The following is a 12827-nucleotide window of genomic DNA, read 5'->3' as shown; positions in this document are numbered from 1 at the left end:
CGTCCGCCCGGACGCCGGGTCAGGGCACCAGCGGGGGAGGCTCCGCGACACCGTGCAGCCGGGCCCAGGTGCGGGCCGACGCGATCCGCTCCGGACCGCTCGGGTGCGTCGCCCACAGCGCGTACTCGGCCGGGGCGGGCCGCAGGTCGGAGATGTTGCGCACCGACAGGGCCCGCTGCATCCGAGTGAAGGTCACCGGGTCCCGGGTCAGGTCCAGCGAGTGCACGTCGGCCCGGGCCTCGATGCGGCGGGTGACCAGGTTCTGTGCCGGGCCCGCCGCCTGGGCCAGCACCGTCACGACGGCCAGGACCAGGCAGACGGCCCGGGGATCGGCCGGCGACTCCGCCCCCGCCCGTGCGAGCACCCGCCGGGAGGTGACGGTCAGGTAGAGCAGGCAGACCCCGGCCGAGACCCCCAGCGCCCCGGCGAGCGTCCCGTAGAGCACGTCTCCCCGCTTGGCGTGCCCCAGCTCGTGCGCGGCGATCAGCTTGATCTCGTCCGGCGGAGCGGCGGCCAGCAGCGTGTCGTACACCACGATCCGGCGGGTGGGCCCGAAACCCGAGACGTAGGCGTTCAGTGCCGTCGTGCGGCGGGAGGCGTCGGCCACCAGCACGTCGCGGACCGGTACGTGGTCGGCCGCGGCGAGCCGCAGGAGCTCGGTGCGCAGCGGGCCCGGCTTCATCGGGGTGAAGGAGTTGAAGAGCGGCTCGACCAGCACCGGATAGAGGAACGAGAAGATCACGACCAGCAGGAAGCCGCCCGCCGCCGCGGGCGCCCACCAGTGCCGGGGGAAGCGCCGTACCAGCAGGTGCAGCAGCACCAGCGCCACGATCCAGGTGAGCGCGACGATGGCCGCGGACCTGAGCCGGTCCAGTGCCCAGCCCGGCCAGTCCTGGGTGGACAGCCCGTAGCGTCGCAGCACCGTCTCGCTCCAGACGCCGAACGGCAGCGCAACCGCCTGGAGCACGGCCGTCAGGGTCAGGGCCGCCACGACGACCTGCACCGGCCATCGCCGTACCGGGCGGACGACCACGCCCAGCAGCCTCGCGCCGAGCGGGCTCAGCCCCAGCGCCAGGACGGCCAGCAGCCCGGCGGCGAGGCCGAGGAGGGCCGGTGCCCGCAGGTCCGCGCTGAAGGACGCCGAGCGGGCGAGCTGCGCGGCGGTGAAGTCGCGTGCCGGCTCGGACGCCACCGCGCCGGCCGGCGGATGACCGGGGATGCGGCCGGGCAGCGGCCGCCAGGGCGTGGAGAGGGCCAGCGTGACCAGCAGCGTCAGTCCCAGGCCGGTCAGGGTGAGCGCCGCGGCCCGCCGGCCGTCCCTCACGCGAGCTCCTCGCGCAGGTAGTCCCGCCACTGGGCGGTGAAGGCCGCGGTGCCGAGACCGAGCACCGTGCGGAGCGCGTACTCCTGCTGGCGGGCCGGGTCGCTCGCACCGGCCTGCTTGGCTCCGGCCGCCCGGTACAGCTTCACCAGCCGTTCCTCGCCGTAGCGCTCGGCCACCATCCGGCAGGCCAGCCACGCCAGCTCGTAGGCCTGCGACAACCCTCCCGAGGCGCCGGCGAAATCGTCGCGGCCGGGCAGCCCGGGGGGTATCCGGCCCGCGGCGACCTCGGTCCGCAGCTCCCGGGCCGCCGATCGCACGGAGACCTTGAGGCCCTTGTAGCCGACGTAGTCGGCGAGCCCTTCGATCAGCCAGATGGGCGTACGGTTGTCGCGCGCGCCCCCGGTGGCCACGTGGGTGAGCTCGTGGGTGAGCACCACGTGCCGGCCGAGGGCGTTGAGCTTGGCGAAGGTGTCCGGGGCGATGATCACCCGGTCCTGGCCGTGCGCGGCTCCGCCGGGGTCCTTGGTGACGGTGGCGAGCGCCGCGATCTCGCGCAGGCTCTGGCCGCCGCCGATCAGGGACTCCACCTGCTGCTCGTCACCCGGGACGAGCGCCACGGCGGTGCGCGCCCAGTGCGTGCCCACCGTGCCCGTCACGATCGGGACCGCCTGGTCGAGACGCCGGGCGATCTCGTGCAGCCAGGACGAGGTGGTGCTGTTGCCGATGACCAGGCTGTGTCTGCCCTTGACCACGGTCAGCGGGCCGCCGTCCCAGATCTCGGCGTCGTCCCGCAGCCCCTGCGCGGAGCCGTCGCCGGTGATCAGCCAGCCGGTCCGGGGGTGGCGGGCGAAGGTGAGATAGCGGGTGCTGACCACGTCGGAGCCGTCGAACCCCGCCAGCCGGTAGCGCAGGGTGAGGCGCAGGGTGGCCCCCAGGGGGCCCGCGGTGGCCGGATAGCCGGTGTCGGCCTCCTGCCGCCATCCGGACAGCGGAAGCCGCCGCAGGCTGTCGAACAGCTCGCCCTGGCGGGCGAGGAAGGCGGGCTGGGCAGGATCGACGACGGCGAGGAAGGCGGCCCTGTCATGGGTGCGCACCGCCCTGGCCTGCAGCGCGAGCAGCGCGGCGACGGCGGCCCGGTCGGGTGCGGGGGAGTTCGCCCCGGGCGAGGCCGAGGGCCGTACGCCGGAGTCCCGACCGTACTGCAGGGACACCGCGCCGATCGCGATCACCAGGGTGAGCGCGGCGGCGGCCCCGATGGCCACGACGAGTGCCCGCACGCCTCCCCGAGGGCGATTCGGGGAGGCGGCGGACGACTCTGCCGGCCCGGCGTCCATGGGCCAGATCCTAGTGGGCGGGTATGCCCGCCTACTTCGCGTACTCGGGGTACCCGTATCCGACAACCGAGTCAGTGGAACGTTCCCGAACCATGACCGCGTCGTTGGTGTTGCCCTCGACGGTCTCGATCGTCCCGTCGCCGTTGTCCTTCACGACCAGGCCGACGTGCTCGATGCCGTCGGTGCCGCCGCCGTTCCAGGCGAAGAACACGACCGCGCCCGGCTTGGGCGTCGTGCCCCAGCGGCCGGCCTTCTGGAACCACTTGGCGTGCTCGACGGTGTAGGCGTCCTGGCCCATGCCCCGGACCCCGACCTGCTGGCCCACCCACGAGACGAACATGTCGCACCAGGCCGCGTCGCCGTAGCCGGAGATCGTCCCGCCGTCACGCCGGACCGTCATCCGGGCCTGCGGCGTGGTCATGTACCACTGCTGGAACTTGGTGACGCCGTTGGCGTTCTCCTCGATGCCGACCTGCTTCTTGGCGAGGTTGATGACGTCCTGGGCGCTGGCCACCGGTGCCGCGTTTTTCTTGACCTGCTCGGCTTTGACCTGCTCGGCTTTGACCTGCTTGGTGCCGGCCGGCTGCTTGCCCGGGTCCTGCTTGCGCACCTCCTGCTGGGGTGCTGCCGCGCGGGCCTCCTGCGGGCGCACCGCCGGCTGCCGCACCGCCTGCTGCCGGGCGTCCTGCCGGGCGGCCAGCCGGGCATGGGCGGCCCGGAGGGGTACGGCCTGCAGGGTGCCGGCGGCGGTGATCTTCGCCGGCGTGTGCGCGGCGGCGTTGACCATGGCCCCGGCGGGGGTGACCACAGCGGCGTTCGCCGTCCCCTGCCCGAGCACGGGCTTCCCGGAGGCCGTCCCGGCGTAGGCGGCGGCGACCGTGGCGGTCAGCGCGGTGCCGGTGATGAGGCCGCCGGCCAGCCGGAGGGCGAGGGCGTTGCTGCGGGACTTCCGGTGTCGACCTGGCATGACATGTTCTCCTTCTTCCATGCCGCCTACCGGGTTAGCTGACGGGTTCGGGCCTGGAAGCGGCCCTACGGCGAAGCCCTCGGGCGTTCGTCGATTCACCCCGTGCGAGACGATCCGAGGCATGCCTCAGGTCGGCTTCGCGGAATGGGTCCCCGGCTCCGCGGGTACGCGGACTCGGCGGTCGGCGCCCGCGAGGGGGCGCCTCCACTGATTAAGAAATGGCAAACGTGCTGGATCGGTAGGAATGGGCGCTCACGGGGGAGCGGTCCGGCTGAGGGGCGATGGCCGCTCAGCGGGACGGTGCCGCACCAGGGAAGATGGTCCTGCGGCGTTCGGCGCAGGGGCTCGTCGTGGTCCGTCGTCCGGCCGGATGGGTGAGGGGCCGGCGACGTGGGTGACCTGACCGGTGATCTGACCGGTGACGGCCCGGGCCGAGGGGGAGCCGACCGGTGGTCACGGCGGGGCCGGGCTCGCGGGCCGGATGGGGCGGGGGAGTGCGTGAGGGGTCACGGGAAGAGCGTGGCGGGACAAGGAGGGCTCCTTCTTCCAGACGCCTACCGGGTTAGCTGACGGATTCGGGCTTGGAAGTCGCCCTACGGCGCACCTGGCGTGGGAGGAAGGTGCGCCGATTCACCCCTGGGCGGCCGTCGGGGACTCCGTCCCCGGGGCCACCCGCTTGGGTCCCCGGTTCCGCCCGAGGGCGGACTCGGCGTTGCCGCCGCGAACATGAGCCGGATGAGGCCGCACGGGCCTTTCGGGGTCCGATCAGGTTCGAGGCGAACGCGATGTGAGGATGTGGGTTCGTGTCACCCGGCCCTGGAAGCGGACCGCCCTGCCGGCCGTACTCCTGGGGTGGAGCAGGTGCGTGGGCGGACCGAGCCGAGTGATGGGATCGTGACGCTTGGGAAGCGCCCCAACCGGACATACAGTACCAAAAACCCTAGACATGGCAAGTGACCTGCAAAAATAAGACGGGCCGGGCAAAGCCCGGCCCGTCTGGAGGTCTCGTGCGGGATGGTTCAGGGACGGCCGCCGGCCAGGAAACCGCCGTGCGAGGAGATGGAGGAGAGTCGGACGTTGACGCCGGTGTGCGGTGCCTCGATCATCTGGTTCTTGTCCACGGCGATGCCCACATGGCCCAGCCCCTGGAAGAAGACCAGGTCACCCGGCTGCAGGTTCTCCCGGCTGATGTGGCGGGTGGCGTTGTACTGCGCGGCCGCGTTGTGCGGCAGGGAGACGCCGCCGGCGCGCCAGGCCATCATCGTCAGGCCGGAGCAGTCGAAGCTGTTCGGACCTGCGCCACCGTAGTGGTACGGCTTGCCGAGCTGGGCGTAGGCGTAGTTCAGGGCCGCCCGCGCGTTGCCCGTGGCGGGGCCGTTGTAGGTGCCGCCGATGGTTCCGCCGCCATTGGAGGGCTCGCCGCCCGCCTGCCTGAGCAGTGCCTTCTGCTTGGCCACGGCCTTGTCGAGCACCGCCTGCTGAGCCTTGATCTTGCTGAACTGGCCCTTGATCTCCTCCGTGGACTCCTTGACCTGGCCGAGCTGACGCTGCAGGCGCTGGGCGGAGAGCAGGAACTGGCCGAGCTGGGAGGACCGGTTCTTGGAGAGCTGGGAGAACACCGCGACCTGGTCCAGCACGGTCTGCGGGTTGCTGGCGGACATGAACGTGGACACATCGGTCATGTCGCCGGACTTGTACGCGGTGGCGGCCATCTCGGCCACGCGCTGGCGCATTCCGGCGTAGGTCGCCTGCTCCTGGGCCGCGGACGTCTTCACGGCCTTCAGCTTCTTCTGGGCCGCGGCCAGGTCGTCCCGGGCCTTGTTGTACTTCTCGACCAGCTGGTCGACCTGGTCGTTGAGCTGCTTGAGCTTCTTCCTCGCCTCTGCGGCGGAGGGCTTGGGCGCGGCCTGGGCGGTTCCGACCGGCAGCGCCAGGGTCGTCACCAGTGCGAGGCAGGCCGCACTGCACATCTTGCGCGCACCGTCAATGGCCACGACGCGGCACGCCCCTTTCATCCGGCTATCTCAGCGGATGACACTAGTGAGTAGCCACCACCGTCACAACCGAATCAGGAGGACTTATCAGTATTAGTGCCGAGTTGCCAGCGAATGGTGCTCAGTGGGTCACGATGCGCGCTCACCTGGGGCCATCGGCAGCGCCGGGGAGATCAGCCCGGCGTCGGCCAGCACGGCCAGCGCCCGGCGCTCGCGCTCGTCGAGGTCGGGCGGATAGCCCGCGGGCACCCCGGCCGGCTCGCCGAGCAGCGCGGTCACGACGCACTCGCCGCATCCGAGGCCGCGCATCCGGCACGTCGCGCACTCGATCAGCATGGTCCCTCCCTGTCTCCGAGATGCCACCGACAGTAGGAGCGGGGACCGACAGAAACGCGGTCAGCCGCGGCGTAGCCGCCTCAGCAGCAGGGCCGAGGAGGCGGGCCGGGCGTCCGCGCGGCGGGCCGCGTCGGCGACCTCACGGTCGGAGGAGACCACCACGACGGCCCGCCCCTCCGGCTCGGCCCGCACCAGCCGGCCGATGAGCTCGTCGGCGGTCTGCCCGGGACGGCTGAACAGCACCCGCACGCCGCGCGGCGCGGAGATCGCGACGGGCGCGTCGAGCTCGGCCCCGTCGAAGACGCAGGTGATCTCGGCGCGGGTCTGGGCGGCCAGCCCGCCGAGCCCGGACAGCAGCCGGGTCCGCTGGTCGGCCAGTGGCAGGTCGCCGTACCCGGTCTTGGTGACGTTGTAGCCGTCGACGATCAGATGGACCTGGGGCAGCGTCAGCAACTGCTCCAGCAACTGCGGATCGTCGTCCGAGAGCGCCCGGCCGGGAAGGGCGCGGTGGGCGAGCTTCTGCGGCTCGATGGCGCCGATGGTGTCGGCCGGGCGGCCGATCGTGGACGGCAGGGCCAGCTCGCGGCGGATGCCCTGGGCGGCGTCGACGAGCGCGTCGAGCAGCAGGCGCAGCCGGACGTCCTCGATGTTGCGGCCCTCCCGGGTGGCCCGGCGGGTGATCTCGGCGGCGGTCTCCGCCTGCGAGAGCCGGCCCCGCAGCCGGCGCAGCTCCTTCTCCGCCGCGGAGGTCGCGGCGGAGGCCGCCGTCCGCTCCTGGCCGGCCGCCTCGATGAGGGCGTCGGCGCGTTCCTGCGCCGCCTTGGCCCGGGTGCGCGCCTCGTGCAGCCTGCGGCGTAGCTCGGCCGCCTCGATCCGGGCGTCCCGCAGCTCGCCGCGGAGCTTGTCGATCTCATCGGCGCGGGCCGACCTGGCGGCCTCGAGCTGCTCCCGGAGCGCGGCCAGCTCCCGGGCGGCCGCCTCCTCCTCGGCCGCCGAGGCGGCGCGGTCGAGCTCCGCCCGGGCCGTCTCCACCAGGGCGGTCCAGCCCGCGGGCCGCAGCAGGTAGGCGACGGCGGCGACGTGCGCGGGGTCGGCGGCCCCGGGGACGGTGCCGGCCTCCAGGGCCGCGCCGAGCTCCGGGTTGACCTCCCGCACCCGCGTGGCCACCCGGTCCCGGAAGGCGGGGTCCTTCTCCAGCTGCGCGGCCAGATGGGCGGCGGCCAGCTTCGCCCGTTTGCGCGGCTCGAACCGGGCGAACCTGCGCAGCGGCTGGGGGACCTCGTCGGGGGGCAGCGTCCCGATCAGCTCGGCCGCCGCCTCGACGACACGCTGCCGGACCGCTTCGGGGAGCGGCCGGTCGAGGCGTTCTTCCGAGCCGGTGTCGATGGTCTCGCTCCTTTGCCCTCACATGGCGATCGTTACAGGCGGCGAGTCGAGGATAGCCCTGCGCACCCGGCCACCACCGGAATGTCGGTGGCACGCCGTACGGTTCCCGCCATGACGACCGGCGGCGGTATCCAGGGCACCCTCGACGATCTCGGCACCCCGCTGGCCGACGTGACGTTCGTGGTGGTCGACCTGGAGACCACGGGCGGGTCCCCGGCCGAGTCCGCCATCACCGAGATCGGCGCGGTGAAGGTCCGCGGCGGCGTGCACCTGGGCGATCTGGGCACCCTGGTCGACCCGGGCATGCCGATCCCGCCGTTCATCACCGTCCTCACCGGCATCACCCAGCAGATGGTCGTCCGGGCGCCCACCATGGAGACCGTGCTGCCGGCGTTCCTGGAGTTCGCCCGCGGGTGCGTGCTGGTCGCGCACAACGCCCCTTTCGACATCGGGTTCCTGCGGGCGGCCTGCACCCGCCAGGGCTACCCCTGGCCGGCCTTCCCGGTGGTCGACACCGCGGACCTCGCCCGCCGGGTCCTCACCCGCGACGAGGTGCCCAACCACAAGCTCGCCACCCTCGCCCGCTTCTTCCGGTCCTCGACCGAGCCCGTGCACCGGGCGCTGGCCGACGCCCGGGCCACCGTCGACGTGCTGCACGGGCTGATCGAGCGGCTGGGCTCCTTCGGCGTCGCGTCGCTGGAGGAGCTCAAGAGCTTCGCCAAGGCGCCCACCCCCGAGCAGCAGGCCAAACGGCACCTCGCCGACGGCCTGCCCGGCGAGCCCGGTGTCTACCTCTTCGAGGACGCCCGCGGTGAGATCCTCTACGTCGGCAAGAGCGGCGACCTGCGCACCCGGGTCCGCTCGTACTTCACCGGTTCGGAGACCCGGCGGCGGGTGCGCGAGATGGTGGGGCTCGCCGAGCGGGTGCGGCCCATCGTCTGCCCGACCGGCCTGGAGGCCGAGGTGCGCGAGCTGCGGCTGATCGCGCAGCACAAGCCGCGTTTCAACCGGCGGTCCAGATACCCCGAGCGGGCGCTGTGGCTCAAGCTGACCGTCGGCGAGCACTTCCCCCGGCTGTCCATCGTCCGGGACTGCCGCGACGACGGCTCGGCCTACCTGGGCCCGTTCGGGTCGACCCGGCTGGCCGAGGAGGCGCGCGCCGCGCTGCACGAGACGGTGCCGCTGCGCCAGTGCACCCAGCGGCTCACCCCCCGGCTGATCGAGGCCGGCCGGGCCCGCACCTGCGCCCTGGCCGAGCTCGGCCGGTGCGGTGCCCCGTGCGAGGGCCGGGAGAGCACCGACGGCTACGCCCGGCACGTCGCGTCCGCCCGGTCGCTCATGGAGGGGGACGCCCGGCCCGTGGTGGCCGCCGCCCGGACCCGCATCGAGCGGCTGGCCGGGCAGCTGCGCTTCGAGGAGGCCGCGACCCAGCGGGACCGGCTGGCCGCCTTCATCCGGGCCGCGGCCCGCTGCCAGCGGCTGGTCGCGCTGGCCCGCTGCGCCCAGCTCGTCGCCGCCAGGCCCGGGTTCGCCGGCGGCTGGGAGGTCGCGGTGGTCCGGCGCGGCCGGCTCGCCGCCAGCGGCGTCATCCCGCCCGGCGCCCAGCCCCGCCCGTACGTCGACGCGCTGATCGCCACGGCCGAGACCGTGCTGGACGGCACGGCGGAGCGGCCGCTGCTCGCCGCCACCCCGGAGGAGAGCGAGTGCATCCTGCGCTGGCTGGAGGTGCCCGGCGCGCGGCTGGTCGAGCTGGACGGCGTCTGGAGCTGCCCGGCCCACGGCGCGGAGGGCATGCGGGCGTGGATCGAGCGGGGGTACGCGGCCGTGCGCCCGCCGGATTGAGCCGCACCCCGGATGGCCCTAGGCTGGGGCGCCGTCGGAGCGGGGGAGGTGCGGTAGTGGCTCTGCCGCTGTACGACAACCAGCCCACCCGGCGTGCTCCGGTGGTCACCTATCTGCTCATCGCGATCAACGTCGTGGTCTTCCTGCTCTCCCCGATGGCCGGTGCGGTGGGGACCGAGGACACCCAGGCCCGCAAGTGCGAGCAGACGACGTTCAACTTCCACTACGGCGCCGTACCCCGGGAACTGACCAGCAACGAGCAGCAGCCGCTGCCCCGCGAGGTGCAGGCCGAGTGCGGCCCCCGGGTGTTCGACAAGATCCCCTGGCTGTCGGCGCTGACCTCGATGTTCCTGCACGCCAACTGGCTGCACCTGCTCGGCAACATGGTCTACCTGTTCGTCTTCGGCCAGGCGACCGAGGACCGGCTGGGCCGCCTGCCCTACCTGGTCTTCTACCTGATCTGCGGCTACGTCGCCGCCTACGGCTTCGCCATCGCCTATCCCGACTCGGCGGTGCCGCTCATCGGGGCCTCCGGCGCCATCGCGGGCGTGCTCGGCTCCCACCTGATCATGTACCCCCGGTCCAGGACCATCGCGCTGGTGCTGTCGGTCCTGCCGTTCCGGCTGCCCGCCTGGGTGGTCCTCGGCCAGTTCTTCATCTTCCAGTGGCTGGCCATCGCCTCGCAGCAGGAGAGCGGCACCGCCTACGTCGCCCACATCTTCGGGTTCGTCGCGGGTCTGGGGTTCGGCCTGCTGTCGCGGCACTCCCGGGCCGGCCGCCGGGCCGCGGCACTGGCCGGCTGGCGCTAGCCGCCCGCCGCGCGGCGGAGCCGGTGCCGTCCCGGGCCGGGCGGCAACGTGATCGCTATAAGGTCGGACGGGTGTGCAACGAGGGAGGCGTACTGTGATCACTGCGATCGTGCTGGTCAAGGCCGACGTGGCCCGGATTCCCGAGGTGGCCGAGAGCATCGCCAGGCTCGAGGGCGTCAGCGAGGTCTACTCGATCACGGGCGATCATGACCTGGTCGCGATGGTGCGGGTCCACCGGCACGAAGAGCTCGCCGAGGTCATCCCGGGACGCCTGAACAAGGTCGAGGGCGTGGTGCACACCGCGACCCACATCGCCTTCCAGACCTACTCCCGCCATGACCTCGAGGCGGCCTTCGCGCTGGGCCTGCCCGACGGCGACTAGCCGTGGCCGGCCCGGCGCTGGCGGTGCCCGCCCGACGCGACTAGCCGTGCCGGCCCGGCGGCGGGCTAGGCCCGCATGGCCCGGGAGACGCTCACCCAGCGGTCCAGCAGCGCCGCGGCGGCCCCCGAGTCGATGACCTCCGCCGTCCGGGCGTAGGCGTCCCGCAGCGCCGCGGTGAGCTTCTCGGGAGGCGGGGCGCCCTCCGCCGCGACCAGGGCGGCCGCCGCGTTGAGCCGCACGATGTCGCGTACCGGGCCGGGCTCGCCCGCGAAGACGGCCCTGGCCACCCTCGCGTTGTAGGCGGCGTCCGCCCCCCGGAGATCGTCCGGGGTGGCGGGGAGGATGCCCAGCTCCGCCGGGTCGAACGTGGTCTGCGTCGCGGTGCCCTCGCGGACCACCCAGACGGCGGAGGTCCCGGAGGTGGTGAGCTCGTCCAGGCCGTCGTCGCCGCGGAAGACCAGCGCCGAGCAGCCGCGCTCGGCGAACACGCCCGCCAGCACCCCGGCCATGCGCGGGTGGAAGACGCCCACGGCCTGGGCGCGCGGCCGGGCCGGGTTGGTCAGCGGCCCGAGGAAGTTGAACACCGTCGGGGTGCCGAGCTCGCTGCGGGTCTTGGCGGCGTAGCGCAGGGCCGGGTGGTACAGCGGGGCGAAGCAGAAGGTGATGCCGACCTCGTCGGCGATGTCCGCGGTCCGGGCGGCCGGCAGGTCGATGGCGACGCCGAGCTCCTCCAGCAGGTCGGCGGCGCCGCAGGAGGACGTCGCGGCCCGGTTGCCGTGCTTGACCAGCTTCACCCCGGCGGCGGCCGCGACGACGGCGCTCATCGAGGAGATGTTGACCGTGTGCGAGCGGTCTCCGCCGGTGCCCACCAGGTCGACGATGTCACCGGGGATGTGGATCGGGGTGGCGTTGGCCAGCATCCCGTCGGCGATGCCGGACACCTCGGTGACGGTCTCGCCCTTGGCCCGCAGCGCGATCGCGAATCCGGCGATCTGCACGTCGGTCGCCTCGCCGGTCATGATCTCGTTCATCGCCCACGAGGCCTCCTCGGCCGACAGGGACTCGCCGGCGAGCAGTGCGTTGAGCAGTGCGGACCAGGTCGTGCGCGTGTCCATGGAGTGCCCTCGCGATCGGAGTGAACGGGGGCGGAGCCCCCGGGTCGGGGGTGGGGCGGGTCCGGTGAGCCGGTGCTCAGAGGACGGGAAGCCGGGTGGCCATGCGCTGCCGGATCAGGTCGGCGACCGTGTTGGCCACGGCCATCGGGTCCAGCGGCTGGTCGACGACGGCGTCGGCGCGCGACCAGGTGGCGAGCCAGCCGTCGTCCCGGCGGGCGATGATGGCCAGCACCGGCGGGCAGTCGTAGACCTCGTCCTTGGCCTGGCGGCAGATGCCCAGGCCGCCCGGGCGCGCCTCGCCGTCCAGCACGATCACGTCGATCCCGCCCCGGTCGAGCTGCTCGATCACGGCGGCCTGGGTGGCGTACTCCACGAACTCGACCTTCGGGAGGTCGGCGGCCGGCCGGCGGCCGATCGCCAGCCGCACCTGCGCGCGGGTGTTCGCGTTGTCGCTGTAGACAAGGATCTTGATCACGGCGTCGGCGGTGCTCATGGCATCGGATGTTACCGCCTCGGGGGGCCTGCGGGGGGACCGGAGCGCGCCGCCGCGCCCGGCGCCGGTTCACCGCCCGTCCCGCCGGGGGTGCGGAGGGGCCGCAGTTCACGCGGCACGGGAGGTGACGAACCGCGCGGGCGCGGGCATGACTCCTCGGTTGGGGGCATGCGGCGTGCTTAACGGGGGGTCCTGCGCCGGGAGGCCGCGAGGCACGCAATAATGCTGGGCGTGGCAACAGCATCCGCGATAGAGACAACACCCCGCGCTCGGGCCAATCGTCCCAACCTGGTCAGCGTGGGGACGATCGTCTGGTTGTCGTCCGAGCTCATGTTCTTCGCGGCGTTGTTCGCGATGTACTTCACGATCAGGTCCGTCACCAAGGCGGAGCCGCACGGTGAGTGGCCCGGGACGAAGCTCAACCTGCCGTTCGACACGTTCAACACCGTCGTGCTCGTGCTGTCGAGTGTGACGTGCCAGCTGGGCGTGTTCGCGGCGGAGCGAGGTGACGTCCGCAAACTCCGGATCTGGTACGTGGTGTCCCTGCTGATGGGCCTCTGGTTCGTCATCGGGCAGGCGATCTCGTACGCCGAGCAGGTCCACGGCGAGGGCCTCACGCTCTCCTCCTCGGCCTACGGCTCGGTCTTCTACCTGACCACCGGCTTCCACGGCCTGCACGTGACCGGCGGCCTGATCGCCTTCCTGTTCGTGCTGGGACGCACCTACGCGGCGAAGCGCTGGACACATGAGCAGGCGACGAGCGCGATCGTCGTGTCGTACTACTGGCACTTCGTTGACGTGGTCTGGATCGGCCTCTTCAGCGTCATCTTCCTGATCAAGTAGCC

12 protein-coding genes and 2 riboswitches are annotated in these 12827 nt (G+C 72.8%); of the genes, 4 read left to right on the top strand and 8 right to left on the bottom strand.

Going from position 1 to position 12827, the window contains the following annotated elements:
• Window positions 1–19 precede the first annotated feature (19 nt).
• From ACRYCC_RS29365 to ACRYCC_RS29340, 6 genes are all read right to left on the bottom strand, one after another.
• Window positions 20–1324, bottom strand: a complete 1305-nt coding sequence (locus ACRYCC_RS29365; RefSeq protein ID WP_433816961.1) for a M48 family metallopeptidase — start codon at window positions 1322–1324, stop codon at window positions 20–22.
• Window positions 1321–2601, bottom strand: a complete 1281-nt coding sequence (locus ACRYCC_RS29360; protein WP_433816960.1) for a hypothetical protein — start codon at window positions 2599–2601, stop codon at window positions 1321–1323. Before ACRYCC_RS29360 ends, ACRYCC_RS29365 begins: the two co-directional genes overlap by 4 nt.
• A gap of 88 nt (window positions 2602–2689) precedes the next feature.
• Window positions 2690–3625, bottom strand: a complete 936-nt coding sequence (locus ACRYCC_RS29355; RefSeq protein ID WP_433816959.1) for a CHAP domain-containing protein — start codon at window positions 3623–3625, stop codon at window positions 2690–2692.
• A 9-nt stretch (window positions 3626–3634) separates the two neighbouring features.
• A riboswitch (cyclic di-AMP (ydaO/yuaA leader) is annotated at window positions 3635–3815 on the bottom strand.
• 346 nt (window positions 3816–4161) lie between these two features.
• A riboswitch (cyclic di-AMP (ydaO/yuaA leader) is annotated at window positions 4162–4347 on the bottom strand.
• A 297-nt stretch (window positions 4348–4644) separates the two neighbouring features.
• Window positions 4645–5619 carry a C40 family peptidase gene (locus tag ACRYCC_RS29350; RefSeq protein ID WP_433816958.1) on the bottom strand — a complete coding sequence of 325 codons (975 nt, stop codon included), beginning with the start codon at window positions 5617–5619 and terminating at the stop codon, window positions 4645–4647.
• Window positions 5620–5748: 129 nt separating this feature from the next.
• Entirely contained in the window at window positions 5749–5955 is a 207-nt protein-coding gene (locus ACRYCC_RS29345) for a hypothetical protein (RefSeq protein ID WP_433816957.1), read from the bottom strand.
• A 60-nt stretch (window positions 5956–6015) separates the two neighbouring features.
• A complete protein-coding gene (locus ACRYCC_RS29340) occupies window positions 6016–7122 on the bottom strand; it encodes an NYN domain-containing protein (protein WP_433816956.1) in 1107 nt (368 codons plus the stop codon).
• 330 nt (window positions 7123–7452) lie between these two features.
• Between ACRYCC_RS29340 and ACRYCC_RS29335 the strand changes: the two genes are divergently transcribed.
• The 3 genes from ACRYCC_RS29335 to ACRYCC_RS29325 all read left to right on the top strand — a co-directional run bounded on the left by ACRYCC_RS29335 (window position 7453) and on the right by ACRYCC_RS29325 (window position 10374).
• Window positions 7453–9183, top strand: a complete 1731-nt coding sequence (locus ACRYCC_RS29335) for a DEDD exonuclease domain-containing protein (protein ID WP_433816955.1) — start codon at window positions 7453–7455, stop codon at window positions 9181–9183.
• A gap of 56 nt (window positions 9184–9239) precedes the next feature.
• Entirely contained in the window at window positions 9240–9992 is a 753-nt protein-coding gene (locus tag ACRYCC_RS29330; protein WP_433816954.1) for a rhomboid family intramembrane serine protease, read from the top strand.
• A 94-nt stretch (window positions 9993–10086) separates the two neighbouring features.
• Window positions 10087–10374, top strand: coding sequence for an Lrp/AsnC family transcriptional regulator (locus ACRYCC_RS29325; protein ID WP_433816953.1), 288 nt, complete (start codon window positions 10087–10089; stop codon window positions 10372–10374).
• Between the two features lie 65 nt (window positions 10375–10439).
• Here ACRYCC_RS29325 and trpD read toward each other — a convergent pair whose 3' ends face one another.
• Together trpD and ACRYCC_RS29315 are read right to left on the bottom strand one after the other, a co-directional pair.
• A complete protein-coding gene (gene trpD / locus ACRYCC_RS29320) occupies window positions 10440–11489 on the bottom strand; it encodes an anthranilate phosphoribosyltransferase (RefSeq protein WP_433816952.1) in 1050 nt (349 codons plus the stop codon).
• 76 nt (window positions 11490–11565) lie between these two features.
• Entirely contained in the window at window positions 11566–11982 is a 417-nt protein-coding gene (locus ACRYCC_RS29315) for a type 2 periplasmic-binding domain-containing protein (protein ID WP_433816951.1), read from the bottom strand.
• A gap of 222 nt (window positions 11983–12204) precedes the next feature.
• Between ACRYCC_RS29315 and ctaE the strand changes: the two genes are divergently transcribed.
• Window positions 12205–12825, top strand: coding sequence for an aa3-type cytochrome oxidase subunit III (gene ctaE / locus ACRYCC_RS29310; RefSeq protein ID WP_433816950.1), 621 nt, complete (start codon window positions 12205–12207; stop codon window positions 12823–12825).
• Window positions 12826–12827: the final 2 nt, after the last annotated feature.

Origin of the sequence: Actinomadura scrupuli (assembly GCF_050971785.1) — a bacterium.
Lineage (GTDB): Bacteria > Actinomycetota > Actinomycetes > Streptosporangiales > Streptosporangiaceae > Actinomadura_E > Actinomadura_E scrupuli.
This window is presented reverse-complemented; position numbering and strand designations above follow the sequence as displayed.

Bases quoted from the DNA above. Each gene is read 5' to 3' on its own strand.
- ACRYCC_RS29355 (WP_433816959.1), bottom strand. From the start codon at position 3,625: ATGCCAGGTCGACACCGGAAGTCCCGCAGCAACGCCCTCGCCCTCCGG.
- ACRYCC_RS29345 (WP_433816957.1), bottom strand. From the start codon at position 5,955: ATGCTGATCGAGTGCGCGACGTGCCGGATGCGCGGCCTCGGATGCGGC.
- ACRYCC_RS29335 (WP_433816955.1), top strand. From the start codon at position 7,453: ATGACGACCGGCGGCGGTATCCAGGGCACCCTCGACGATCTCGGCACC.
- trpD (WP_433816952.1), bottom strand. From the start codon at position 11,489: ATGGACACGCGCACGACCTGGTCCGCACTGCTCAACGCACTGCTCGCC.
- ACRYCC_RS29315 (WP_433816951.1), bottom strand. From the start codon at position 11,982: ATGAGCACCGCCGACGCCGTGATCAAGATCCTTGTCTACAGCGACAAC.
- ctaE (WP_433816950.1), top strand. From the start codon at position 12,205: ATGCTGGGCGTGGCAACAGCATCCGCGATAGAGACAACACCCCGCGCT.